The sequence below is a fragment of the Actinoplanes sp. CA-252034 genome (genome assembly GCF_050956125.1).
Classification (GTDB): Bacteria; Actinomycetota; Actinomycetes; order Mycobacteriales; family Micromonosporaceae; genus Actinoplanes.
The window spans coordinates 2230502-2256388 of the sequence record NZ_CP191846.1 but is presented as its reverse complement, the minus strand read 5'-3'; the positions used below and the strand labels follow the sequence as shown (position 1 = coordinate 2256388).

Below are 25887 nucleotides of genomic sequence, written 5' to 3'. Positions count from 1 at the left end.
AGGATGCCGCCGGGCCGCTCCCGTCGCCGCCTCAGCCCGTGAGCGCGCCTTGGAAGGCGGCCGGGACACTCTCCCGCTCGATCGGCCGGCACAGGTGGTAGCCCTGCCCGTAGTCGCAGCCCAGCTGCCGCATCGCCAGATGCTGCTCCTCCGTCTCGACGCCCTCGACGACGGTCCGCAGCTTCAGCGTGCGGGCCAGTTCCACGACGGTGCGGATGACGGCCAGGTCGGCGGTGGTCGGCTCGGCCCGGCTGATGAACGCCCGGTCGATCTTCAGCTCGTCGACGGGCAGCCGCTGCAGGTAGGACAGCGACGAGTAGCCGGTGCCGAAGTCGTCGATGGCCAGGCCGACACCCAGGTCACGCAGGTCGGTGAGGCAGGCGATGGCGGTACGCGGATCGGTCATCAGCACCGACTCGGTCAGTTCCAGGGTGACCGAGGCGGCCGGCAGCCCGCACTCGGCGAGGGTCCGTTCGACGTCGGCGGCGAACCGCGGGTCGACGAGCTCGCGCCCGGACACGTTGACGTTGAGGGTGAGCTCGGGGATGGTCCGCCGCCACCGTGCGGCCTGCTCGCCGGCTGTCCGGAGCACCCAGCGGCCGATGTCGGCGATCATGCCGTTCTCCTCGGCGAGCGGCAGGAACCCGGCCGGGGGCACGTTGCCCGTACCGGGCCGGTTCCAGCGGATCAGCGCCTCGACCCCGGTGGCCCGCCCGCTGTCGAGCCGGATCAGCGGCTGGTAGAGGAGCCGGAACTGGTCGGCGGCGAGCGCGTGCCGCAGGTCGGCGGTGAGGGTGAGGCGGGCCAGGGCCTCGGCGTGCATGGCCGGCTCGAAGACGACGACCTTGCCCGGCCCGTCCTTCTTGGCCCGGTACATCGCGACGTCGGCGTTGCCGAGCAGGTCGTCGGCGTCGAACCCGGAGGCGCCGGTGGCGATGCCGATGCTGGCGCCGATGAAGACGTCCCGGCCGGCGATCCGGAACGGGCGGCGCAGCGCCTCGATGATCCGCCACGCGACCGGGACCGCGGCCTCCGGGCCAGTGTCGTCGAGCAGCACCGCGAACTCGTCGCCGCCGATCCGGGCGCCGGTGTCGACCGGCCGCAGACAGTCCCGGATCCGGGCGGCCACGTGGCCGAGCAGGTCGTCGCCGGCCCGGTGGCCGAGGCTGTCGTTGACCGCCTTGAACCGGTCCAGGTCGATGAAGAGGACGCTGGTGGGGACGTCCTGGTGCAGCTTCTCGGCGAGGATCTCCAGGAACAGCACCCGCGTTGGCAGGCCGGTCAGCGAGTCGTGCCGCGCCTCGCGCAGCGACTGCACGAGGGCCAGCCGTTCGGCGGCCTCGCGTTCGCGTTCCTCGCGCAGCCGGCGCTCGGCGGTGAGCAGGGCGATGTTGGACAGCGCCAGGCCCAGCGTCTGGGCCATGGCCTGCAGGAGCTGCCGTTCCTCCGGGTCGAGCGGGTCACCGGCGCGGGCGACCATCAGGGATCCGCGCGGTTCGGCGCCGAACCGCGCGGTCCAGACGTTGAGGTCGTCGAGCCCCGGCAGCGACAGCAGGGCCACCGGGCCGGCCGGCAGCGCCCCGTCGAGCAGGTCACGGTCTACCCCGCGGGCCACCTCGACCCGGTCGCCACGGAGCACCGCGCCGACCTCGGCCTCCAGCACCTCGGCGGCGCGCTCCACGGCGAGGGTGATGGCGGCGCGCTCGTCCTGGGACTCGCAGACGGCGGCGAAGAACTCGGTGAGCTGATGCGTGGACCAGTGGTTCACATCGACCCCCTTCAGGCCAGCGCGAGCGTGACCACGGTGAAGTGGTGCATGCCCAGCGCGCCGCGGACCCGGGCGATCTCGCCGGTGCTGTAGAAGCCGCCGAACGGCACGTTCGGGATCGCCTTGGCGATGATGTCGTGTTCCGGCCCGACGCCGTCCTCACCGATCGCGATCCGCCGGGCGGCGCAGTCGAAGACCATCGTGCCGATCGCCTGCCGGCCCCCGAGAGCGCCGGCGGCCTGCTCGGCGGCCTGCCCGGCGGCCTCGACGAGCGCGCCGGTGTCGCTCTCCATCACCCAGGCGAGGGCGCCCTGCGGCACGTCGGCCAGGCAGACCAGCGACCGGTCGGCCCGGTTTCCGGAGTGGATGACGCGGATGTCCTCACCGCTGCGCCGGGACAGCCCGAGCGGATGCAGGAACGCCGCCTGCCGGAACGCCTCCTCGTCGTCGAGGAGCGTGTCGTCGGCCCCGAGCCGCCGCAGGAACACGTCGAGGGCCGGCTCGCCGTCCAGCTCGTGGATGCGGCCCTCCCGGCTGCTGGTCACGATCATCGCTTCGCCCTGCTTGCGCCAGCCGTGCGCGATGCCGACGCCGAGCGGCGCGTCCGAGCCGACGGCGACGCCGATCACCGCGTCGGAGAGGATCTCGACGCCGTCGCGGTCGCCGTGGAACTGGTAGGTGCGGACGTAGGTGAGATGGTCACCGGCGCAGCCGCCGACGAGCGGCACGACGGCGCCGGCCACCGAGAAGGCGCCGCGCACGATCTCGTGCTGGTTGCCGGTCAGCCCGTCGCAGAGCATCATCAGCGCGCGATGCGACTGGTCGACGGCACCGAGGCAGGACGCGGCCTCCACCCCGGCGTCACGCAGCCGGCCCGAGACGTTGCGCGAGACATGGGTGCGTACGGTGAACCCGTCCCCACCCCAGGCGGTGACCGACACCCCGTCCCGGCTGACGGCGCCACCCCCGATCTGTCCCGACGTGGTGCAGCCGACGATCACGGTGTCGGCGCCGACCCGTGCCCGGATGCCGTCGAACAACTCCGGCACGTGATAGCCGACCGAACAGAACACGAACACCACCACGGGTGTACGCCCCTCGAACGCTGCGGCAGCCGCTTCGTTCCCGGCCGCGGCCGGGTCGGTCAGCGTGCTGTGTCCCGTGCCGAACCAACGGCCGTCCAGGTCAGAGCTGAAGACGCGATCCATGACGCCCCGAATCGGCACCCCAGGGCCGAACCTGAGGTCACCGGGTCAGGTGACGGGGGCGTCGTAGCGGTCGCGGATGAAGCGGCCCAGGCGGGCGGCGAAGTCCTCGATGGTGGTGGCGGCGGCGTGCCGGGAGTCCCAGACCGCGCGCAGCCGGATGGAGAGCAGGCGGCCGTCCGTCTCGACGGCCAGGGGGATCAGGCCGTAGCGGGGGTCGTCGGAGGCGATCGCGATGCCCCGGCCCGCGGCGGCGAGGGCCTGGGCGACGGTCCCGTTGGCGGCTTCGATGCGCTGGTGCGGGGCTCCGGCGACGGCGGCCTCCCAGGACTGGCGGGCCGTGAACGCGGGCGGGAGCAGGATCAGCGGCTCGTTCAGCAGGTCGGCGAGGGCGATCCGGTCGCGGCCGGCCCACGGATGGCCGGCGGGGACGTACGCCCAGACCGGCAGGACCGCGAGGGCCGTCCCGTGCAGCGGCGGCGGGGCCGGGATGGTGCCGATGGCCAGGTCAGCGCCGAGCCGCAGCGTCTCGGCGGGGGTCAGGCCGTCGGCGCCGAGCACGTCGGTCGTGGGGTCGTCCGGCGCCAGGGTGGCGATGAACGGGGCGACAACGTCGGTCAGTGTCACGGTGGGCGCGCCGATGGTCAGCCGTTCCAGCCGGCCGAGGGCGTGGAAGGACGCGGCCACCTTCAGAGCGTCAGCGCGTTGCAGCAGGTCACGGGCTTGCGGTAGGAGCGCCCGACCGGTCGTCGACAGCTCCAGCCGGCTGGTCGACCGGTCGAAGAGCGGCACGCCGAGGTCCTTCTCCAGCTGGCGGAGCTGGCGGGACAGGCCGGGTTGGGTGAGGTGCAGGCGGGCGGCCGCGCCACTGACCGTCCCCGCTTCGGCGGTGGCGACGAAGTATCGGAGGTGACGCAACTCCATCATGCCTCCCAGGCATAGTCGGGCTGCCATCACGGTAATGGACGGGCATGGCCGGTGGCCCGACACTGAACCGCGTGAGCATTGAGCAACAGCGCCGGCTGGTCACCGAACTGCCCGGCCCACGATCCCGGGAGCTGATGGCCCGCAAGACGTCGGCGGTCGCCGGCGGCGTGGGCACCACGATGCCGGTCTTCGCCGCCGCGGCCGGCGGGGGCATCGTCGTCGACGTCGACGGCAACCACCTCGTCGACCTCGGCTCCGGCATCGCCGTGACCACGGTGGGGGCGGCCGACCCGCGCGTGGTGGCCGCGGTGACCGAGCAGGTCGCGGCGTTCACCCACACCTGCTTCATGGTGACGCCGTACGACGGGTACGTGGCCGTCGCCGAGGCCCTGAACCGGCTCACCCCGGGCGACCACGACAAGCGGACGGCACTGTTCAACTCCGGTGCCGAGGCGGTCGAGAACGCCGTGAAGATCGCACGGGCGTGGACCGGCCGGGACGCGGTCGTGGTGTTCGACCACGCCTATCACGGGCGGACCAACCTGACCCTGGCGATGACCGCGAAGAACAAGCCGTACAAGCACACGTTCGGTCCGTTCGCGCCGGAGGTCTACCGGGTCGGCGGGTCGTATCCGTACCGGGACGGCGCCGTCGACGGGGCGGCCGCCGCGGCGCGGGCCGTCGACCAGATCGAGAAGCAGATCGGTGTGGAGAACCTGGCCGCGCTGGTCGTCGAGCCGATCCAGGGCGAGGGCGGGTTCATCGAGCCGGCGCCCGGGTTCCTGCCCGCGCTCGCGGCCTGGTGCCGGGCCGGCGGCGTGGTGTTCGTGGCCGACGAGGTGCAGACCGGGTTCGCCCGGACCGGCGACCTGTTCGCCTGCGAGCGTGAGGGCGTCGTGCCGGACCTGATCGTCACGGCCAAGGGCATCGCCGGTGGGCTGCCGCTGTCGGCGGTCACCGGGCGGGCCGAGATCATGTCGGCGCCGCACGAGGGCGGCCTGGGCGGCACCTACGGCGGCAACCCGATCGCCTGCGCCGCGGCGCTGGCCGCGATCGCGGCGATCGAGGAGGACGGCCTGACCGCCCGGGCGCGCGAGATCGAGACGCTGGTCAAGGGCCGCCTGACGGCGATCCAGGAGAAGGACGACAGGATCGGGGAGGTACGGGGCAGAGGCGCCATGCTGGCCGTGGAGCTCGTCCGTTCCGGCGGCTCGGAACCGGATCCCCGGCTGGCGCGGGACGTCGCGAAGGCCGCGCACAGCCGGGGCGTGATCGTGCTGACCTGCGGCACGTACGGCAATGTGCTGCGTTTCCTGCCCCCGCTGACGATCAGCGATGCCCTGCTCGACGACGCGTTCGACGTGATCGCCGCCGCCCTCGAGGAGATCCGATGACGTTCGAGGTGGTCGATCCGGCGACGCTCGCGGTGATCGGGGCGGTGGAGGACACCGGCGTCCCGGGCGCTGTCGAGGCGGTGGATGCGGCGGCCGCCGCGTTCCGGTCGTGGTCGAGGACACCGCCCCGCCGCCGGTCGGAGATCCTGCACAGGACGTTCGAGCTGATGATCCGCGATCGCGATGAACTGGCCACGCTGATCAGCCGGGAGAACGGCAAGTCGCTGTCGGACGCGACCGGCGAGGTGACGTACGCGGCGGAGTTCTTCCGCTGGTTCGCCGAGGAGGCGGTGCGGCCCGGAGGGGACTTCGGCGAGTCACCGGCGGGCGGGACCCGTACCCTCGTCACGCATCGCCCCGTCGGTGTCGCCGCGCTGGTCACGCCGTGGAACTTCCCGGCCGCGATGATCACCCGCAAGATCGGCCCGGCGCTCGCCGCCGGCTGCACCGCCGTGGTCAAGCCGGCCGCCGAGACCCCGCTGACCGCCCTGGCCATCGCGGCACTGCTGACCGAGGCCGGCCTGCCGGACGGCGTGATCACGGTGGTCACCACGACCGACTCGGCCGGCGTGGTCGGCGCGTGGCTGAACGACGAGCGGGTCCGGAAGATCTCGTTCACCGGCAGCACCGCCGTGGGCCGGGTGCTGCTGCGGCACGCCGCCGAGCGGGTCGTCAACTCGTCGATGGAGCTGGGCGGGAACGCGCCGTTCATCGTCGCCGGGGACGCCGACCTGGAAGCGGCCGTCGCGGGGGCGATGATCGCGAAGTTCCGCAACGGCGGGCAGGCCTGCACCGCGGCGAACCGGTTCTACGTGCACCGGTCGATCGCGACCGCCTTCGTGGCCCGCCTCGGTGCGGCAGTGGAGAGGCTGACCGTCGGACCGGCCGCCGACGGGGCCGCGATCGGGCCGCTGATCAGCGCGGCCGCACTGCGCCGGGTGACCCGGACCGTGGACGAGGCGATCGCGGCCGGCGCGCGGATCAGTCACCAGGCGACGCTGCCGGACGCGCCCGGCCACTTCTATCCGCCGACCGTGCTGGTCGACGTGCCGGCCGACGCGGCGATCCTGCGGGAGGAGATCTTCGGGCCGGTCGCGGCGATCACCACCTGGTCGGACGAGGAGGAGCTGCTGGAGCTGGTCAACGACAGTGAGTACGGCCTGGCCGCGTACGTCTTCTCCGGTGACCTGGCCCGCGCCCTGCGCCTCGGTGAGGCTGTCGACGCCGGCATGGTCGGCGTCAACCGTGGCCTGGTCTCCGATCCGTCGGCGCCGTTCGGCGGCGTCAAGCAGAGCGGCCTGGGCCGCGAGGGCGCCCGGGAGGGGCTGCGCGAGTTCCAGGAGACGCAATACCTGAGCGTGGACTGGCCCGCCTGATCTTCCGGCGGCGGCCTGTGGCATTCGTGACGCAGGTCGCCGTCGCGATGGTTAGCTTTGCGACCGTTCGGTCGTATAGCGTCCCAGCCATGAGGCGGTACGTGGCGATCGGCGACAGTTTCACCGAGGGATTGGGCGACACCCTGCCCGACGGCACCGAGCGCGGCTGGGCCGATCTGGTCGCCGCCGGCCTGTCCGAGATCGCCGACGGTCCGGTGGAGTATGCGAATCTCGCCATCCGCGGCCGCCTGCTCGAGCCGATCGTCGCCGACCAACTCGAGGCGGCCCTCGCCCTCTCCCCCGCGCCGACGCTGATCACCTTCAACGGCGGTGGCAACGACATGCTGCGCCGGGGCGTCTCCCTGGAGCGCCTGGTCGAGCTGACCGAGCACGCCGTGCGGCGCTGTGCCGAGGCCGGTGTGCGCCTGGTCGTCCTGAGCGGCGCCGACCCGTCCGACCACCTGCCGTTCGGCAGCACCTTCCGGCAGCGCGGCGAGACCCTCACGGCCGCGGTGTCCGAGCTGCTTCCGCGCTACGACGTGACGTTCGTCGACTGTTTCCGTGACGTCGAGCTGCGCCGCCGGGTGTATTGGTCGGCCGACCGTCTGCACCTCAACGCCGCCGGTCATCGCCGGGTGGCCTCGCTGGTGCTCGGCGCCCTCGGCCACCCCGCGCCGCCGCACACGCTCGACCCGGGCCCGGCGCCCGCGTTCCGCGTCCTGGGTGAGGCGCGCTACTACGGCGAGCACGTCCTGCCGTGGATCAACCGGCGGCTCCGTGGCCGCTCGTCGGGCGACGACCGCCTGCCGAAGTTCGCGACGTGGACGCCGATCACCGCCTGACCGCAGGCGACCTCTGATCCCTTTCCGGGGCCGCGCCGTGATCGGCGCAGCCCGGTCTCCACCTGCTCATCGATCCGCCATCCGCCCGTATCCCGACGGCAGTTGTACCGTCCATGAGCTGCGCGGAATCATGCTCGCCAATACGAGCATCGGAGGATCGATGTCGCGGCTGCGCATCTCTGTCGTCATTCCCGCGTACAACGAAGAGTTCATGATCGGCGCCTGCCTGGACGCTGTTCTGGCGCAGTCCCGGGCCGCCGACGAGGTGATCGTCGTCGACAACAACTCGACCGACCGCACGGCGGAGATCCTGCACGACTTCCGGGATCGGGTGATCGTTCTCGGCGAGGAGCGGCAGGGTGTCCAGCACGCCCGTAATCGGGGCCTGAACGCGGCGACCGGTGACGTGATCGTGCGGATCGACGCGGACACCCGGCTGCCGGCCGGCCATCTGGCCGAGGTGGAGGCGACGTTCGGCGATCCGTCGGTGGACGCGGCGACCGGCCCGGTCCGCTATTACGACGTGACGCTGCCACGGGTGGCGGCGCGGGGCGACGCGATCGTCCGCGGGCTGTGGACGGTCCCGAACGGGCGCCTCGACTGGATCTTCGGGGCGAACATGGCGATCCGCCGGCCGATCTGGCACGCGGTGGCGGCGACGCTCTGCGCCGACGAGCGGTTCCACGAGGACCTGGACCTCGGCATGCACCTGCGGGCGGGCGGCTTCTCGGTGCGCTACGCCCGGGGGCTGGTGGCCGGCACGTCGTCACGCCGAGTGAAGGGTGACTTCGCCGGGTTCCGGCACTACCTGCTGATGACCGAGCGCGGGTACGCCCAGCACATCGGCCGGGTGCGGCGGGGATCGTACGCCCGCGCCTGGATGACCGCCCGGTTCCTGCTGGCGATGTATCCGATGATGCGCTGGCTGCACACCGACCACCACCGGCGGCACGAGCTGCCCCCAGCGCTCGCCCGCAAGAACCCGATGTCCAGCGCCTGCGATCGGGTCTAAGCCGGTTTGACCTGGGTGGACGCACCCGGGACGCTGGTCTGGGCGCGTAGCTCGGCGAGCGCCTGCCGGGCGTTGACGACACCGTCCGCGGTGAGGCGGTAGAAGCGGCGGGCGGGCCGGCCCTGCACGGCCGGGTCGACGTCCTCCCAGCGGGCCTCGACCCATCCGGCGCCCTGGAGGCGGTGCAGGATCGGGTAGAGGCTTCCGCTGGCCAGGCCGGTCGCCTGCATCAGCTCGAGGCCGTACCGGTCCGCGCCGGGCTCGGCGAGCAGCGCCGCGAGAATCCGGGCCGTCGGTATCGTGATCCGCATCCGGCCACTCTATCGTAACTCTACATAGGGTCAAGTCACTGAACCGCGGACACCCCCGCTCACGTAACCAACTCCGTCGGCTTCCCCCGGCCGTCGGCGCACAAAGGAGTGCATCGTGAGCCCTGAGCAGCACATCTCCGTCTTCGACCTGTTCTCCGTGGGTATCGGCCCGTCCAGCTCACACACCGTGGGCCCGATGCGGGCGGCGCGCCTCTTCGCCGCACACTTGACCGGAAACGATCAGGTCACCATGGTTCGTGCCGAGATGTTCGGATCACTCGGGGCCACCGGGCACGGGCACGGCACACCGAAGGCCGTACTCCTCGGGCTCGAAGGCGACACACCGGAGACGGTGGACGTGATCACGGCGGATGCGCGCGCCGCGCGCATCCGGGCGGACGGCCGGCTGCGGCTGCTGCGCGAGCGCGAGGTGGACGTCGACCTGGTCCTGCACCGCCGCAGGACGCTCCCGGGGCATCCCAACGGGATGCTCTTCACGGCGCTGCGCACCGACGGCACGGAGCTTCTGCGCAGGACCTACTTCTCGGTCGGCGGCGGGTTCGTCGTCGATGACCGGACCACGGGGGTACGGCCGGAGCCCGGTCGCCTGCCCTACGCCTTCGGCACGGCCGCTGAGCTGCTCGGGCACGCCGGCGCCACCGGGTTGTCGATCTCCCGGCTGATGCTGGCGAACGAGGGCGTACGGCGTACCGAATCGGAGATCCGCTCCGGCCTGCTGGACATCTGGCAGGTGATGAGCGACTGCGTCGACGCCGGCCTGTACGCCGAGGGTGTCCTGCCCGGCGGTCTGCGGGTGCGCCGCCGGGCCGGGGCCACGGCCCGTCAGCTGCGGGTGGCCGGTGACCGGGCCGAACTGGCGATGGAGTGGCTGACCGTCTACGCCATGGCGGTGAACGAGGAGAACGCGGCGGGCGGCCGGGTGGTGACCGCACCGACCAACGGGGCCGCCGGGATCATCCCGGCAGTGCTGCGCTACTACCTGGATTTCGTGCCCGGCGCCGACAAGGAGGGGGTGGTCCGCTACCTGTTGACGGCCGGGGCGATCGGCATGCTCTTCAAACGCAATGCCAGCATCTCCGGGGCGGAGGTGGGCTGCCAGGGTGAGGTCGGGTCGGCGTGCGCGATGGCCGCGGCCGGGCTCGCCGAGGTGCTCGGCGGCACCCCGGAGCAGGTGGAGAACGCCGCCGAGATCGGCATGGAGCACAACCTGGGCCTGACCTGCGACCCGGTCGGCGGCCTGGTGCAGATCCCGTGCATCGAGCGCAACGGCATGGCCGCAGTCAAAGCCGTCACCGCCGCGAAGATGGCGCTGCGCGGCGACGGCCGCCACCACGTCTCCCTCGACAAGGTCATCAAGACCATGAAGGAGACCGGCGCCGACATGAAGGACAAGTACAAGGAGACCGCACGCGGCGGGCTGGCCGTCAACGTCACCGAGTGCTGACCACGTTTCCTCCGGCGAACGAGTTCTTGACAAGCAGGTTACGGGCGTCAACACTTCGGGACATTCCCCCGTGCGTTAGCGCTAACAATCGGAGTTCTCGATGCCCCGAGTTTTCAGCCGCATCAGCGCGTTCCTAGCCACCTTCGTCCTGTTCGTCGCGGGCCTGGCCGCCCCCGCCAGCGCCCTCGACCCGTTCACCGGTTACCTGATGGCCCACTTCATCGGGGAGTCCAGCCAGGGCGAGCAGATCTACCTGGCCCACAGCAAGGACGGTCGCAACTGGACCGACCTCAACGCCGGCGGCCCGGTGCTGCTGTCCACGGTCGGCACCAAGGGCGTCCGTGACCCCGCCATCGTCCGCTCCCCCGCCGGCGACAAGTACTGGATCATCGCGACCGACCTGCGGATCGCCGCCGGCACCTCGTGGGGCGACGCCTCCACCAAGGGCAGCAAGAGCCTGGTCGTCTGGGAGTCCAGGGACCTGGTCAACTGGTCGGTACCCCGGCTGATCAACGTGGCCGGTGGCATCTCCGGCGCCGGTGACGCCTGGGCCCCGGAGGCCATCTGGAACCCGGCGACCAACGACTACGTGATCTACTGGGCCACCAACTCCCTGCTCAACGGTGTCACCAAGCACCGCATCTGGTATGTCCGGACCAGCGACTTCCGTACCGTGACGGCCCCGCAGCTCTACATCGACCGGGGATCCGGCCAGGGCATCATCGACACCCAGATCGTCGAGGTGGCGAACAGCCTCGGTGGCTACCGCTACTACCGGGCGTCGGCCGACGGGCAGATCACCATCGAGGGCGGCAACTCGATCCTCGGCACCTGGACGAAGATCGGCGACCTGCAACGCCTCGGCATCTCCAACGGCGCGACCGGCGGCAACGTGGTCGAGGGCCCGATGTGGGCGCAGACCAACGGCGTCAACGAGTGGCATCTCTGGGTCGACCAGTACGCGACCGGGCGTGGCTACATGCCGGTGCGGTCCACCAACCTGGGCAGCACCGCGAACTTCGCGACCCGTAGCGACTACAGCCTCGGCACCACCAAGAAGCGGCACGGCTCGATCCTGAACCTGACCGCCGCCGAGGAGACCCGGGTGCTGGCCAAGTGGGGCGCGAGCACCACGACGCTGAAGCGGATCCAGTCGTACAACAACCAGACCCGCTACGTCCGGCACTCCAACTTCGACGTGCGGATCGACGCGAACGTGAGCCCGCTGCGCGACTCCCAGTTCCGGATCGTCCCCGGCCTGGCCAACAGCTCGGGCTACGTGTCGTTCGAGTCGGTCAACTACCCCGGCCACTACCTGCGGCACTACGCCTACGACGGGCAGCTCGCCGCCGACGACGGCACCGCGACGTTCGCCGCGGACGCCACGTTCAAGCAGGTGGCCGGGCTGGCCGACAGCTCCTGGGCGTCGTTCCAGTCGTACAACTACCCGACGCGCTACCTGCGGCACTACGACTACCTGCTGCGCATCGACCCGATCAGCACCACCACTGAGAAGGCCGACGCCACGTTCCGCATCACCAGCTGACCGGCACACGACGAGAGAGGGGCCGCCGCGGCGGCCCCTCTCTCGGTTGCCCATACCTTGCGGCGCAAGGTACCTTGTGTCCGTGACTGACGAAGCGGCACTGACCACGGCACTGCGCCGGGGCACCATCGAGTACTGCGTGCTCGCGCTTCTCGACAAGCGCGAGCTCTACGGTGTCGAGCTGGTGCAGCAGCTCAGCACCGGTCTCGGCATGACCACCAGCGAGGGGACGATGTATCCGCTGTTGTCGCGGCTGCGGCGCAACGGACGGATCGCGACCACCTGGCGGGAGGCTCCGGCCGGCCCACCACGGCGCTATTACACCCTCACGGCGGACGGCGAAGCGGCTCTCACCCACTTCCGGACCGAGTGGGTCACCTTCCGCAGCGGTGTGGACCGCATCCTGGGAACGGAGAGTTGAGATGACCCAGACCGACGAGCTGGTCACCGCCTATCTGGCGCGGGTGGAACGGGCTGCGAGCCGCCTGCCGGCCGGGCGCCGCGAGGAGCTGCTCGGCGACCTTCGCGAGCACATCGAGATCGCGCGGGCCGAGTCGGGCGCCGAGTCGGAGGCCGAGGTCCGGACGATCCTGGAGCGACTCGGCGACCCGGAGAGCATCGTGGCCGCCGCCGACACCCAGACCGACCTGCCCCGGATCACCGCGCCGGCCCCGTTCCCCACCGCGCCGCCGATGCCCGCGGCACCACCGCACCGCCCCGCCTCGCGGACCGCGTTGTGGGTGGTGATCGGCGTGGTGACCGCGCTCGTGGTGATCTTCTTCTGCTTCGCGGCGCTCACTCTGGCGCGCACCGACGAAGGTCCCGCGGAGCGACCGGTCCCACCGGCCCAGCAGACAGCAGAGGCGCCGCCGAGTGTAGGACCCTGAAACCACCCTGATGATCCATTAGTAGGGTCTCGTCCGGGTTACCACGGATATGCGGGCGAGGGTGGTGGTTGAAAGGATGAGGCTGACTCTCGTCATCCGGCCATGGGGAGGCCCGCAATGAGGTTCGCCCGTCCCGCCACCGCCGCCGCACTCGCCGCCACACTGCTTCTGGCCGCGTGCGGCACCAACGATCCCGAGCCGGCCGCGGTCGCGCCGCCGGCCAGCCCGCACACCGGCCACAGCAGCTCCGGCTCGGCACCACCGGCAAGCCCGCTTCGCGAGGGCGAGCGCTTCGTCGAGGTGGGTCTGAAGACGCCGTACACCCCGGCCGCGCCGAACGGCGGCACCGACGAGTACCGGTGCTTCCTCGTCGATCCGGGGCTGACCGAGGCGGCGTACCTGACCGGCAGCCGGTTCCAGCCGCAGAACGCGGCGATCGTGCACCACGCGATCTTCTACCGACTCAGCCCCGAGCAGGCGACATCCGCCGCGCGGGTGGACGCCGGCACGCCCGGTGAGGGCTGGACCTGCTTCGGCGACAGCGGCGTCGAGGGTCAGACGGCCTGGGTGGCGCACTGGGCGCCGGGCGCGGGCGAGACGCTGATGCCGTCCGGGTTCGGGTTCACCATGCCGCCCGGCAGCAAGCTCGTCATGCAGGTGCACTACAACCTGCTCGGCTCGGGCGACGGCGGCCCCGGCACCGACGCGTCCGGCATGCAGATGCGCCTCTCCTCCGCGACCGGGTTGAAGCCGCTGGAGACCGGGCTGGTGATGGCCCCGATCGAGCTTCCGTGCGCGCCCGGGGAGACCGGCGCTCTCTGCGACCGGGACACCGCGGTCGCCGACGTCGGCACCCGGTTCGGCGCCGAGTCCGCGGAGACGGTCAAACAGCTCAACCAGTGGTGCAACGGCGGCGCGGCGCCGAAATCGGGCGACACGCAGAGCTGTGACCAGCCGATCGAGCAGAGCGGCACGGTCTACATGGCGGCCGGTCACATGCACCTGCTGGGACGGTCGATCAAGGTCGAGCTCAACCCGGGGACGGCGAAGGCACAGACTCTGCTGGACGTCCCGCAGTACAACTTCGACAACCAGGCGCTCGTACCCCTGGCGAAGCCCATCAAGGTCGCCAAGGGTGACACCGTCCGGGTGACCTGCACCCACGACGCGACGCTGCGCAAGCAGCTGCCGCAACTGCAGAGACTGCCCGCACGGTACGTGGTGTGGGGCGAGGGCACGAGCGACGAGATGTGCCTGGGAATCCTGGTCGTCGGGCCGCAGTAGTGGGTATGTAGGGCGTCCATGACCGAGTACGGCATCCACGCCTCCCACGAGCAGATCCCACCCGGCGCGCTTCTGGACGCGATGATCGCGGCCGAGCGCGCCGGGTTCGACGCCGCGATGTGTTCCGACCACTTCTCGCCGTGGAGCGCCCGCCAGGGACAATCGGGTTTTGCCTGGTCCTGGCTCGGCGCCGCGCTGCAGGCCACGAACCTGTCGTTCGGGGTGGTCAACGCGCCCGGCCAGCGCTATCACCCGGCGATCATCGCCCAGGCGATCGGCACCCTGGGGAGCATGTTCCCGGGCCGGTTCTGGGCCGCGCTGGGCTCCGGCGAGTTCAGCAACGAGCACATCACCGGGGCCGCATGGCCGCGCAAGGAGGTCCGCAACGCGCGCCTGCGCGAGTCCGTCGACATCATCCGTGACCTGCTCGCCGGGGAGGAGGTCTCCCGCGACGGGCTGATCACCGTCGACCGGGCCCGGCTCTGGACCCGGCCGGAGTCGACCCCGCCGCTGATCGGCGCCGCGGTGAGCACGGCCACCGCCGCCTGGTGCGCCGAGTGGGCCGACGGGCTGGTCACCGTCAACGCGCCGGAGGAGCAACTGCGCGCGATGATCGCCGCCTACCGGGACGCCGGCGGCCGCGGCCCGATCTGCCTCCAGGTGCACCTGAGCTGGGCGGGTTCGCAGCAGGAGGCCGAGACGATCGCCCACGACCAGTGGCGCAGCAACATCTTCGTCCCGCCCGTCTGCTGGGATCTGGCCACCGCCGAGGAGTTCGACGTGGTGTCCGAGAACGTCACCGTCGAGCAGGTCGCCAAGGTCGTGAACATCTCGCCCGACCTGGAACGGCACGTCGAGTGGCTACGAGGCTACGCGGCTCTCGGCTTCGACCGGATCTACCTGCACCACGTGGGGCAGGACCTGGGGCCGTTCATCGAGGCGTTCGGGGCGAAGGTGCTGCCGGCCCTGCGCTGAGCCGCGCTTGTCGACGTACATCCGCTCGTCGGCGGCCGCGAGAAGCTCGTCCGGCGCGACGATCCGGCGCTCGGTCCAGGTGACCGCGCCGACGGCGGCCGTGACGGTGAGGTCGCGGCCGCCCCACGGCACCGGAACGGCGATCGAGCGCGCGATCCGGTCACCGAGCGACCGGGCCGTCGCGTCGTCCGCGTCCACGCAGAAGATCAGGAACTCGTCGCCGCCGATCCGGGCCACCACGTCCCCGGCGCGGACCGCGTCGGTGATGCGCCGGGCGGTGGCCCTCAGGATCGCGTCGCCGGCCTCGTGTCCGTGCTCGTCGTTGACCGGCTTGAACCCGTTCAGATCGCAGTAGATCAGCGCCAGGTCGCCGGGCGCGCCACCGGCGTGTGCGGCGATCGCCTGGTGCATCTCGGTGAACAACTGCCGCCGGTTCACCAGCCCGGTCAGCTCGTCATGGGTCGCCTGATGAACCAGGGCGTGCTTGAGCCGGCTGATCCTCACCAGCACGAGCGGGATGCTGAGCAGCGGCGCGAGCGTCAGCAGCAGCCCGTCGGCCGGCTGACCGAGCAACTGGCCGAGACCACCGCACAGCGGAATCAGCAGCAGTGCCGCCCCGAGCACGCCGAGCTGCAGTTTCAGGGTGGGCGGCGCCAGGTTCGCGGCCGGCTCGCTGAGCTGTTTCACGCTCGGGTGCAGGCCCGCCGCGCCGAGGGCGAGGTAGCCGACCGCGAAGAACAGGGCCGGCAGCGATGCGTTCTCCCCCGTGACCGGCCCCATGTTGACCACCGCGATGCCGAGGATCGTGCAGCCCAGCGACGCGAACAGGAAGTTCAGGCAGGCCCGGCCGGACTCGCTGGTCCGGGCCACCCGCAGCAGCGCGCCGCAGATGCCGAGCAGCACCAGCAGCTGGGTGAGCACCAGGAACAGCCCGGCCGTGCCGATCCCGGAACGCAGCATGTGCGGCCGGAACGCGAACTCCCACAACGGCGCGGCCAGGGAGATCCCCCACACCGCGGCGTCGATCGTGCCGCTCGCGTCGCGGGGCGCGTGCCGGAGCACGATCAGCAGGCTGGCGGCCAGCATGAACACATAGCCGCCGAGCTGGGGCGGCACGACCAGCAGATCCGGCGGCTTGACCCTTCCGTGCAGCGTCACGTGGAACCAGGCCGCGTTCGACATGGTGAGCAGCAGCAACGCGATGATCACGAGAACCCACGGGCGCTGATCGGTCACCCGGTGCAGGCGCATGCCGACCGCGATCGCCACGGCGGCGACCATGCCGGAGAGCAGCATGAGGCCGGTGCGGACCGGCGGCCCGCCATACACGTATCCGAGCGCGAAACCCACGGCCGCGAGCGCGAAACCGATCGATACGGTACGCCCGGCGCGCACCGACGACGGCCGGGGCACATCGTCGCCCCGGCCGGTCAGGAGTTCCCCCAGCCGACGCACACCGGTGTTCTTCGGCGGCGCCGGCCCCGTCTTGAGCTTTAGTTGAGCCGAATCGCGAGGCCGCCTGTCGTAGCTGGTGAGGCGCTCGTCGTACACCTCGATGTACTCGTCGGCGGCGACCGCGTCGTACCTCTCGTGATGCCGGGGGTCAGCCCGCCGACGTCAGCTCGTCCGCGGCGTCGGACAGGATCGCGGCGACCGTGGTCATCGCGTCGATCCGCTGCTCGATCTCCCGCGGGCGGGGCTGAGCAGGGCCGCGACCGGCGTGTTGACCCACTCGCCGGTCACCACGTAACCGCAGCCCGGCAGCGCCTCCTCGATCCGCCGCAGCAGCGCCGGGGTGAACAGGGCCGTCACCTCGGGCGTGCCGGTGTCACCGCCGACCAGCTGCCCACCCGCGATCGACACCCGCCCGACGGGCAGCGGCCGTGGAAGCCTGGCCAGGTAGAAGGTGTCGTGGCCGCCGATGTCGTGGTGCTGGTCGAAGACGACGAACTCCACCCCGTTCGCGGTGCCGGTGAGCACCGCGAACGCGGGCGGCGCGTGGTGCAGGAACTGCTCGAGCCGGGTCGACGCCGGCAGCACCGCATCCTCCGCGCGATAGGTCCACCCGCGACGGGCTGCCAGCCGGGGACGGCCCCGCAGCGTCCGGGTACGCGAGATCAGCTTCCCCGTCTGGACCAGGATCGTCACCCCACCGGCGAACCCCAGCACGCCCGCGGTGGCCGGCTTGTGCTCGCCGATCAGCCGGGTCGCGCCGACCAGCAGCAGCACACCGACGAACAGCCAGATCACTGGCCGGCGGCGGCTGCGCAACCGGGCCGGGATCGGGCTGCTCGGGACGTTCCTCGACCACTCGTTCACTGGTTCCTCCGCGAGCCGGGTGCCCTCCATACCCGCCGACGGCACTGTCCGACCCTCCACACGGTACGGTGCGCATCCGGCTCGCGACACGCCGTTCGACCGCCACGAAGGTAACGGTCCGGCGTGGGTTCTCAGCCCAGGACCGCCTCCACCCGCACCACCGAACCCGGCGTGGCCGGAGCGACGAGATTGCCCTCGACCCGCTCCCCGTCGACGAGCAGATGGGTGACCCGCCCGCTGCCGGTCACGCTGATCTCGTAGGTGGCGCCACGGAACCCGCGGGTCGCCGTGAAGCCCGGCCATCCGGAAGGCAGCACCGGATCGATTCGCAGACCCTCGAAGTCCGGCCGGATACCCAGGATCCACTGGCTGATCGCCACGAAGTTCCAGGCCGCGGTGCCGGTCAGCCACGAGTTCTTGGCCTCGCCGTGTGTCGGCGCGTCCCGGCCGGCGATCATCTGGGCGTAGACGTACGGCTCGCAGCGGTGCGTCTCGCTGATGTCCTCACGGGCCGACGGGTTGAGCCGCCGGTAGTAGTCGAACGCCCGGTCCCCGTTGCCCACCATCGTCTCGGCGATCATGATCCACGGGTTGGTGTGGCAGAAGATGCCGGCGTTCTCCTTGTACCCCGGCGGGTACGACGAGATCTCACCCAGCTCGATCCGGTAGCTCGAATAGGCCGGCTGCTGCAGCACGATCCCGTGCGGGGTGGCCAGCCGGTCGGCCACGCTGTCCAGCGCCTTCACGGCCAGGCCGTCCTCGAGACCGACCCCGCCGAGCACGCACATGCCCTGCGGCTCGACGAAGATCTGGCCCTCGTCGTTCTCGCCCGAGCCGATCACGTTGCCGTGGAAGTCGTACGCCCGGCGGAACCAGGCCCCGTCCCAGCCGTGCTCGGTGACCGTGCCCGCCATTTTCTCGGCCGCCGCCCGGTAGACGACCTCCTCGCCGTCCTGCCCGCGCAGCCCCGCGATCACCGCCAGCTCCTTGGCCGCGAGCACGAACAGACCGGCGATGAACACCGACTCGGCGACCCCACCGGACGCGTTCTCGGTCGTCTGGAACGGCTCCCCCGGAGTGTCGGAGAAACAGTTCAGGTTGAGGCAGTCGTTCCAGTCGGCGCGGCCGATCAGCGGCAGACCGTGCGGGCCCAGCCGGTCCAGGGTGTACTTCAGGGAGCGGCGGAGGTGCTCGTACAGCGGAGCCTCGCTGCCCGGCACATTGTCGAACGGCACCGGCTCGTCCAGGAACGCGTGGTCGCCGGTCTCCTTCAGATACGCCGCCACACCGAGGATCAGCCACAGCGGGTCGTCGTTGAAGCCGTCGCCGATGTCGTTGTTACCCCTCTTGGTCAGGGGCTGGTACTGGTGGTAGGCGCCACCGTCCGGTTTCTGGGTCGCGGCGATGTCCAGGATCCGCTCGCGCGCCCGCTCCGGGATCATGTGCACGAAACCGAGCAGGTCCTGGTTCGAGTCGCGGAAGCCCATCCCACGGCCGATGCCGGACTCGTAGAGCGACGTCGACCGGCTCATGTTGAAGGTGACCAGGCACTGGTAGGCGTTCCACACGTTGACCATGCGGTTCGTGTCGCCGTCCGGCGTGTCCACGATCAGGCCACCGAGCAACCTGTCCCAATAGGCACGCAGGTCGGCGTACCCCTGCTCGACGACCTCGGGCCGCAGCCACCGTGAGATGACCGGCCGCACCCGGGTCTTGTTGATCGTCTGCGATCCCGGCGGGTCGAACTTGTCGTCCTTGGGATTCTCGGCGTAGCCGAGGACGAAGACGACCTCGCGCGTCTCGCCCGGCTCGAGCCGCAGTGTCACGTGGTGGCTGCCGATCGGCTGCCATCCGTGCGCCACCGAGTCCTTCGAGGAACCGCTCTCCACGACGGCCGGCCGATCCCAGCCCCGGTAGGCGCCGAGGAACGCCTCACGCTGCGTGTCGAACCCGGCGAGCGGCTCCGAACAGGCGAAATAGGCGAAGTGGTTGCGCCGCTCCCGATACTCCGTCTTGTGGTAGATCACCCCGTCGACGACCTCGACCTGGCCGGTGTTGAAGTTCCGCTGGTAGTTCGTGGCGTCGTCCTGCGCATCCCACAGGCAGAACTCCACCGACGAGAAGAGCGACAGATCAGCCACCTCGGTACGGTCGTTGGTGACCCGTACCCGCCAGACCTCCAGCGTCTCCCCCAGCGGAGCGAAGTACAGGGTCTCCGCCCGGATACCCCTCCGGGACGAGCCGATCTTCGTGTACGACAGCCCGTGCCGGCACTCGTAGTCGTCCAACTCCCGCTCCGGAGTCGGCTGCCACGACGGTGACCAGTAGTCGCCGCTGACGTCATCGCGCACGTAGACGTACCGGCCGCCCACATCGAGTGGCGCGTTGTTGTAGCGGTAACGGGTCAGCCGCCGCAGACGGGCGTCTCGGTAGAACGAGTAGCCACCCGCCGTATTGGACACGATCCCGAAGTAGGCGTCCGTACCGAGGTAATTGATCCACGGAAGCGGCGTGTCCGGCCTCTCGATGACGTACTCGCGCTGCTCATCGTCGAAATGCCCGTAGCGCAACAGGTCCTCCCCCGTCGCCGACGAAGCCACTCGGCGGGCTCGCCGGCGGCGTGGGAGCATGTTTGGGAGCGCTCCCATGGTCGGTTATTTTACCGCTTCGACACCTTCGTGGGACCAGGCCGAAAAGATTCTTATTGGGTACGGCGCACACCTCTCGCCACGCGGCCGCCCACCCTCCCCGTCGGCACCGCACGCCTACCTTGCCCGTCGGCGCCGCACAGCTTCCTTGCCCGTCGGCCAGCCCACAGCCTTCCCGCCTGTCGGCCAGCCCACAACCTTCCTGGTTTCGGAGACGCCGAACGGCCGCCCGCGACATGCGCGGACGGCCGTTCAGGGAATGAGCGCGGCTACGGCGCCCAGGGGTTGACGACGTTCCAGCTGCTGTCGGCGCTCAGGGTGAGCGGACGGTCGAATCCGGATCCGGTGCCGGAGGCCGTCCAGGCCTGCGAATCGAAGTGCCGGAGGTACCGGCCCGGGAAGTTGATCGACTCGAAGGTCACACCGACCCCGCCGAGCCCGGGTCGAGCACAGAACGTGGCATCAGCCGCGAACAACGCCGACCCGTCATTGGCCGCCAGCCGGATCCGGCTGGCCGCGTGACGCAGATACTGCCCCGGATAGTTGGCCGACTCGAAGGTGTAGCAGGACGAGTCGGCCAGCCCACGGCGCAGCGTGAACGTGGCATCGGCCTTGAGCAACGCGCTGCTGCCGGAGTTGACCGCTTCGGTCCAGCCGAGACTGTCGGCATGCCGCAGATACCGGTCGGTGTAGCCCCACGTGGTGACCTGCAGCGATCGCCGCACATCGAACGGGAGAAGCACCGAGCTTCGCCACAGCGCCGGATTCGACAGGTTCCAGGTCGCGTCGGCGGCGAACGAACCACCGGTGTCCGCGTCGATACGCACCTGGTCACTGGCATGCCGCAGGTAGCGCCCGGGCTGGTTGGCCGCCTCGAACGAGATCCCGCCGGCGGCCAGCCCCGGACGGCTGCACCACGTCGCATCGGCCGCGAACGTCCCACCGGTGTCCGCGTCGACCCGCACCAGGCTGTTGGCGTGCCGAAGGTAGCGGCCCGGGAGATTCACCGACTCGAAGGAGAAGCACCGGGGGTCGGACAACCCGGCCACGGTACGGAACGACGCGTCCTGCCGCGCCCCGTCACCACTGATCACATCGGTCCGGGCGACCGAGTTCGCATGCCGGAGATGACGATCGGTGTAGCCGGGTGTGGTGACCTGGAACGACCGCACGTGCCCGAGACTCAACGGCGACGCCGAGTTCTGATTCCTCGATGCCCGGATGAGGCTGGTCATCGCGGCGCGCACCTGGTTGGTGTCCACCTTCTGCACCTGACGGTCGTAGGTGAGCAGCCCGTTGTACTCCCCTTCGACGTCGGTGATCTCGGTGTAGACGAAGCCCGAGAGCCCCTTGCTGGTCATCAGCCGCTCGGAGTCCCGGATCATCCCGGTGAACCGGTCGTTGAGCTGCGCGTTGCTGGACATCTGCTCGTAGGCGAAGAACTGCCCGTTCGGGCTGTACTCGTGACCCGGCGTACGCAGGCCGAGCCCACCGAACTCCCCGAGGATCGACACTCGCGTCGACGACGGCAGCGGCGCGTCCGGTCCGGTGTAGACGTGCCAGTCGATGATGTCGCCGGTGCCGGGGTCGCCCTTGGAGGCGCAGCAGTTGAAACCGGAGTGCGCGTTCATCAGCCGGGTCGGGTCGTAGCTTTTCAGGTCCCGGGTGATCCGCTGGGTCTCGGCGAGGTTCCACTCGCCCCAGCCCTCGTTGAACGGCACGTAGGTGACGACCGAGGGCGAGAAGCGATGCTCGTCGACGATCTCGCGGGCCTCGGTCTCGAACTGCGCGACCTGCGCCGCCGACTTGGTGTCGTCACCGCCGGACGGTATGTCCTGCCAGACGAGCAGGCCGAGCCGGTCCGCGTGGTAATACCAGCGGGCGGGCTCCACTTTGATGTGCTTGCGCACCATGTTGAAGCCCAGGTCCTTGTGCTTCTGCAGGTCGAAGGCGAGCGCCGCGTCGGTCGGTGCCGTGTACAGCCCGTCCGGCCAGAATCCCTGGTCGAGGGTGCCGGCCTGGAAGACGAACTCACCGTTCAGCGTCGGCCGCAGCACGCCGTTGACCAGCTTCGTGCCCACCTCGCGCATACCGAAGTAGCTGGTCACCTGGTCGACGGTCGATCCACCGGCGTTTCGCAGGCTGACCCGCAGGTTGTAGAGGTAGGGGTCGTCGGGCGACCACCGCCGGGCGTTGGGCACCGGAACGGTGAAGTCGGTGAACCCGCCGCCCGCGCTGCCCACGACCGTGGTTCCGGCGAGCGATTCGGCGAACACGCTGTGCCCGGTGACGTTCCCCCGGGTGAACACGCGCACCCGAACGGTGTTGGCCGTGATGTTCGGATAGACGTCGACCGAGTAGATCGACGAGACGGGGGTGGGCTCCAGCCAGACGGTCTGCCAGATGCCCGACGTGGGCGTGTAGAAGATGCCACTCGGATTGTTGACCTGCTTACCGGACGGCTGCTCCTCGCCCCGCCCGTTGGTGGGGTCGTAGACGCGGACGACGATCTCGTTGGTCCCGCCGTTGAGCTGCGGCGTGACGTCGACCTCGAACCGGTCGTAGCCGCCCTTGTGGGTGGTCACCTGCACGCCGTTGACCCACACGGTGGCCTCGTAGTCGACGGCGCCGAAGTGCAGCTGCACGCGCCGGCCCGCCCAGCCCGACGGAACGGTGAAGGTCCGCCGGTAGAACATCAGGTCGCGGTTGTCGTTGCGCATGATCCCGGACAGCGCCGACTCCACCGGATACGGCACGAGGATCCGCTCCGGCAGCGTCTGCCCGAGCGGGGGCGCCGCATAGCGGTTGACGTTGCCCGCGGCGTCGGTCGCCGGGTTCAGGAACTGCCATTCGCCGTTCAGCGACTGCCAGTCCGGCCGTGTCATCTGCGGCCGCGGATACTCCGGCAGCGGGTTGGTGGTGGAGACCTGACTGGTCCAGGGCGTGGTGAGCGGCGGCGTCTTCGGAACGACGGCCACCGCGGGTGCGGCGACACCGGCCAGGCCGGCGGCGAGCATGACAAGCACCGCAGAGGTACGGGCGACGAATCGGCGCATCGGACTCCTCAGGGGAACGGGCACACCGAGTTCCACGAACATGAACCGTCTGCTCACGGCGGACATGCCGGACATCGGAGGCTGAGGACGGACGAACAGAACCGGGAGGACAACCGGAACCCAGCAAGACCGAACGGGCTTACACAGGGTCGAACACATTCATCCATCGACGCCGATCCTCTGTCAAGGTTCTGAACGATTTCCGGAACCGCACGTGGTCGTTATTGCCACGTGCCGCCCAAGTCGGACGTTGCCGGGAGCGGCGGGCCCTCGACGAGGCAAGATCCAGGGATGGGTGACCCACTTACCGACATCGCCGCGCTCGAGGCCACACGCCACCGCATCCGCGAGGAACACCTGCGCCCTCCCACCGAGCGCCCGCCGTCCACCGCCCGGGGCCTCCACCACACCGCCCTGATCAGCAGCGACGTGGAGAAGACCGTTCGCTTCTACCAGGACCTGCTCGGCTTCCCCTTGACCGAGCTGATCGAGAACCGCGACTACCCCGGCTCGTCGCACTTCTTCTTCGACATCGGCAACGGCAACCTCCTCGCCTTCTTCGACCTGCCCGGGCTCGACCTGGGCCCCTACGCCGAAGTCCTCGGCGGCCTGCACCACTTGGCCATCTCGGTGGAGCCCGGCCACTGGGCCGCGATAGTCCAGCGCCTCACCGACGCATCCGTCGAACATGCGGTCCACAGCGATGTCTCCGTCTACTTCCAGGACCCGGACGGCGCCCGAATCGAACTGATAGCCGACCCCTTGGGCGAGATGTACGGCACCAAGGTCCTCTGACCACCCACCCCACAGCCCCAGCCACCCACCAACACACGCACCCGCCACCCACACCTCGCCACCACTCGCGGCACCCACTACCACCACACCCACCACCCGCCGTACCCACCACCCACACCGCAGCCACCACCCGCCGCACCCACCACCCGCCGCACCCGCGCGCTCGGCCTCGGACCCACCCCTCCGCAGCTGTCCAGCCCCATCACCAGCGGCAACTAGCCAGCGCCATCGAATCGAACCGGATCGAACAAGCCGATCCAGGCCCGGTTAGGCGGAGCGAAAGCTGCCAGGCTCAGTCACCCAAACGAGCCGCCAAAGACCATCAGGACAAAGCCGAGCCGAACCTGGTCAAGCAAAGCCACGGGAGGCCGAGCCGAGCCGCTGGGCCAGGCCGAGCCAAGCCAAGCCGAGCCGCAGGGCCAGGCCAGGCCGAGCCAAGCCGACACCCGGCCGAGACGAGCCGCCAGGCCAGGCCGAGCCGCCAGGCCAGGCCGAGCCGCCAGGCCAGGCCGAGCCGCCAGGCCGAGGCGAGACGAGCGACGCGAGGCTGAGGCGAGCCGGGCGGCCAGAAGTGGGTCGAACCATCGAAGCGCGCCGAACCGAGCCGTGGTGGGTTGGCCACCGAGGCGAGGTAGGTCGGGCGGGCATGCTCGTCGGGCGGGGCGCGGGGTGCTCCGGACTCGATCAGGACGAGGTTGCTGGGCGGGATCGGCGGGACCTACGGGACCGTAGGCGGCCACGCACGTCGTTAGCGATCATGACCATGGCGAAGATGCCGCAGATCATGAGCCACCATGGGCCGTTCAGGGCGGCTTCCACCGTCTGCACACCGAGCACGAAGCCGACACCGAGTGTGGCCAGAAGGCCCGCATTGGGGCTGCGCCACCATGGGCCCGGACGAACCGGCTCAGCCTCGGCCAGGTCTCGGGCGTAGCCGGCGATTGACGGGAACTCGTCCCGGGGCCGCACACCGGCGGCCGCCACATGGGCACGTGTCTCGGCGACCATCTCGGCCGCCCGTGCGGGCGCGACGTCGAACCGGCCCACCAACAGGGCGTTCAGACGAGCGAACCAGGCCCCGGACTCGGCGGGACCGTCGTCGCCGTCTCCGCCGGCTGATGCGACCCGTCGACGGGGACGGGTCAGGAGCCAGCACACCCCGACGCTGACCGCGATCAGGGCCAACGCGGGGAGACCGCCGATCCTGGTCTTGGGCACCTCCATGAAGGCCAGACCCGCGAGCGCCCCCAGAACAGCGCACAGACCGAACGACCAGGGAGCAAGTCGTGGATACCCGGAAGCCCGCAGCGCGCCCGGCCCGGCCCAGGCGACCACAGCGGCGACGCAAGTGACCAGGGAACCGACCAGCCCGGCGGCCGTGACCGGAATGATGAGACTGCCGGCAGCCACCGAGCCGGCCACCGCGACCGGAACACCGAGCGCGGCCAGCCCGAACATCGCGTCGCTGAGATAGTCGCGCGGGGTCTTGCCGCGCGTGTCGCGCTCCGCCGACTCGGCCGACCCGGAGCCGGCAACGTCCGCCGCGAACTCGGCCGGCGCCCCGATGGACCGCCAGGGGCTCTCTCCGCTCTCGGCGCAGTGCTGGCGAGCCTCCTCGATCAATGGCGTCGCCTCGTGATAGCCGATCCCCCGCTCCGCGAGCGCGATCCGGGCCGAGGCCTCCCACCTGTCGAACGCCGTCATCTCGCCTCCGTCGTCTGCTCGAGAAATCGACTAAGCGTGCCCGCGAACCGGCTCCACGCCTCCCGCTGCCCGGCCAGCCGGGCACGGCCCGCACCGGTGATCGCATAGACCTTCCGACCCGGGCCACCCTGGCCCGCATGCCAGCTCGACTCCACCACGGTGTCAGCCTCCATGCGGTTGAGCACCGGATAGAGCACTCCGCCCCGAACCCTGCCCAGCCCCTCCTCGCCGAGGCGCTGCACCAGGGCATAGCCATGCTGGTCGCCCTCGGTGAGAGCGGCGAGCACGGCCATCTCGAGAGTGGCTCGCACCCACCCCGCCTCCGGCTCCGGCTCTCCTGCCGGCTCTGGTTTCTCGGCTGCCATGGCACCTC

General features: G+C 70.5%; 21 protein-coding genes. 11 read left to right on the top strand and 10 right to left on the bottom strand.

Features of this window, described 5'->3' with window-relative positions:
- Positions 1–31: 31 nt before the first annotated feature.
- The 3 genes from ACQPZW_RS10230 to ACQPZW_RS10220 are packed head-to-tail and all read right to left on the bottom strand — an operon-like array spanning position 32 to position 3900.
- Complete coding sequence (locus ACQPZW_RS10230; RefSeq protein WP_433794587.1) at positions 32–1768, bottom strand: putative bifunctional diguanylate cyclase/phosphodiesterase; 1737 nt, start codon at positions 1766–1768, stop codon at positions 32–34.
- Positions 1769–1779: 11 nt separating this feature from the next.
- A complete protein-coding gene (locus tag ACQPZW_RS10225; protein ID WP_433794586.1) occupies positions 1780–2976 on the bottom strand; it encodes an FIST signal transduction protein in 1197 nt (398 codons plus the stop codon).
- A 45-nt stretch (positions 2977–3021) separates the two neighbouring features.
- A complete protein-coding gene (locus ACQPZW_RS10220; RefSeq protein WP_433794585.1) occupies positions 3022–3900 on the bottom strand; it encodes a LysR family transcriptional regulator in 879 nt (292 codons plus the stop codon).
- A 44-nt stretch (positions 3901–3944) separates the two neighbouring features.
- Here ACQPZW_RS10220 and gabT point away from each other — a divergent pair, with 44 nt between their 5' ends.
- The 4 genes from gabT (at position 3945) to ACQPZW_RS10200 (ending at position 8524) form a co-directional block, all read left to right on the top strand.
- Positions 3945–5294 (top strand): 4-aminobutyrate--2-oxoglutarate transaminase, encoded by a 1350-nt coding sequence (gene gabT, locus ACQPZW_RS10215; RefSeq protein ID WP_433794584.1) that lies wholly within the window; start codon positions 3945–3947, stop codon positions 5292–5294.
- The gene (locus ACQPZW_RS10210) at positions 5291–6670 is read left to right on the top strand and encodes an NAD-dependent succinate-semialdehyde dehydrogenase (protein ID WP_433794583.1); all 1380 of its coding nucleotides are present in this window, start codon (positions 5291–5293) and stop codon (positions 6668–6670) included. The genes gabT and ACQPZW_RS10210 overlap by 4 nt, the downstream gene beginning before the upstream one ends.
- A gap of 89 nt (positions 6671–6759) precedes the next feature.
- The gene (locus ACQPZW_RS10205; protein ID WP_433794582.1) at positions 6760–7512 is read left to right on the top strand and encodes an SGNH/GDSL hydrolase family protein; all 753 of its coding nucleotides are present in this window, start codon (positions 6760–6762) and stop codon (positions 7510–7512) included.
- A 160-nt stretch (positions 7513–7672) separates the two neighbouring features.
- Positions 7673–8524, top strand: coding sequence for a glycosyltransferase family 2 protein (locus tag ACQPZW_RS10200; protein ID WP_433794581.1), 852 nt, complete (start codon positions 7673–7675; stop codon positions 8522–8524).
- On the opposite strand, the gene ACQPZW_RS10195 is transcribed toward ACQPZW_RS10200, so the two are convergent.
- A complete protein-coding gene (locus ACQPZW_RS10195; protein ID WP_433794580.1) occupies positions 8521–8835 on the bottom strand; it encodes a PadR family transcriptional regulator in 315 nt (104 codons plus the stop codon). The two genes, ACQPZW_RS10200 and ACQPZW_RS10195, sit on opposite strands and share 4 nt — an antisense overlap.
- Before the next feature lie 115 nt (positions 8836–8950).
- Here ACQPZW_RS10195 and ACQPZW_RS10190 point away from each other — a divergent pair, with 115 nt between their 5' ends.
- The 6 genes from ACQPZW_RS10190 to ACQPZW_RS10165 all read left to right on the top strand — a co-directional run bounded on the left by ACQPZW_RS10190 (position 8951) and on the right by ACQPZW_RS10165 (position 14992).
- On the top strand, positions 8951–10300 hold the full coding sequence (locus ACQPZW_RS10190) for an L-serine ammonia-lyase (RefSeq protein WP_433794579.1): 1350 nt from the start codon (positions 8951–8953) through the stop codon (positions 10298–10300).
- Between the two features lie 100 nt (positions 10301–10400).
- Entirely contained in the window at positions 10401–11846 is a 1446-nt protein-coding gene (locus ACQPZW_RS10185; protein WP_433794578.1) for a glycoside hydrolase family 43 protein, read from the top strand.
- Positions 11847–11928: 82 nt separating this feature from the next.
- Positions 11929–12267, top strand: coding sequence for a PadR family transcriptional regulator (locus tag ACQPZW_RS10180; RefSeq protein WP_093621946.1), 339 nt, complete (start codon positions 11929–11931; stop codon positions 12265–12267).
- Between the two features lies 1 nt (position 12268).
- On the top strand, positions 12269–12733 hold the full coding sequence (locus tag ACQPZW_RS10175) for an HAAS signaling domain-containing protein (RefSeq protein WP_433794577.1): 465 nt from the start codon (positions 12269–12271) through the stop codon (positions 12731–12733).
- A gap of 117 nt (positions 12734–12850) precedes the next feature.
- Entirely contained in the window at positions 12851–14017 is a 1167-nt protein-coding gene (locus ACQPZW_RS10170) for a monooxygenase (RefSeq protein WP_433794576.1), read from the top strand.
- A gap of 18 nt (positions 14018–14035) precedes the next feature.
- On the top strand, positions 14036–14992 hold the full coding sequence (locus ACQPZW_RS10165; protein ID WP_433794575.1) for a TIGR03885 family FMN-dependent LLM class oxidoreductase: 957 nt from the start codon (positions 14036–14038) through the stop codon (positions 14990–14992).
- Here the strand turns inward: ACQPZW_RS10165 and ACQPZW_RS10160 are convergent.
- The 4 genes from ACQPZW_RS10160 to ACQPZW_RS10145 all read right to left on the bottom strand — a co-directional run bounded on the left by ACQPZW_RS10160 (position 14879) and on the right by ACQPZW_RS10145 (position 23015).
- A complete protein-coding gene (locus tag ACQPZW_RS10160) occupies positions 14879–16447 on the bottom strand; it encodes a diguanylate cyclase domain-containing protein (RefSeq protein ID WP_433794574.1) in 1569 nt (522 codons plus the stop codon). The two genes, ACQPZW_RS10165 and ACQPZW_RS10160, sit on opposite strands and share 114 nt — an antisense overlap.
- A gap of 204 nt (positions 16448–16651) precedes the next feature.
- Complete coding sequence (locus ACQPZW_RS10155) at positions 16652–17311, bottom strand: hypothetical protein (protein ID WP_433794573.1); 660 nt, start codon at positions 17309–17311, stop codon at positions 16652–16654.
- Between the two features lie 131 nt (positions 17312–17442).
- Positions 17443–19959: a GH36-type glycosyl hydrolase domain-containing protein gene (locus tag ACQPZW_RS10150; protein WP_433794572.1), complete on the bottom strand. Its 2517-nt coding sequence runs from the start codon at positions 19957–19959 to the stop codon at positions 17443–17445.
- 269 nt (positions 19960–20228) lie between these two features.
- A complete protein-coding gene (locus ACQPZW_RS10145; RefSeq protein WP_433794571.1) occupies positions 20229–23015 on the bottom strand; it encodes an AbfB domain-containing protein in 2787 nt (928 codons plus the stop codon).
- A 291-nt stretch (positions 23016–23306) separates the two neighbouring features.
- On the opposite strand from ACQPZW_RS10145, the gene ACQPZW_RS10140 reads away from it, so the two are divergent.
- Positions 23307–23810, top strand: coding sequence for a VOC family protein (locus ACQPZW_RS10140; RefSeq protein WP_433794570.1), 504 nt, complete (start codon positions 23307–23309; stop codon positions 23808–23810).
- A gap of 684 nt (positions 23811–24494) precedes the next feature.
- On the opposite strand, the gene ACQPZW_RS10135 is transcribed toward ACQPZW_RS10140, so the two are convergent.
- Positions 24495–25514 (bottom strand): hypothetical protein, encoded by a 1020-nt coding sequence (locus ACQPZW_RS10135; RefSeq protein ID WP_433794569.1) that lies wholly within the window; start codon positions 25512–25514, stop codon positions 24495–24497.
- Positions 25511–25879: a PadR family transcriptional regulator gene (locus ACQPZW_RS10130; RefSeq protein WP_433794568.1), complete on the bottom strand. Its 369-nt coding sequence runs from the start codon at positions 25877–25879 to the stop codon at positions 25511–25513. The genes ACQPZW_RS10135 and ACQPZW_RS10130 overlap by 4 nt, the downstream gene beginning before the upstream one ends.
- Positions 25880–25887 lie beyond the last annotated feature (8 nt).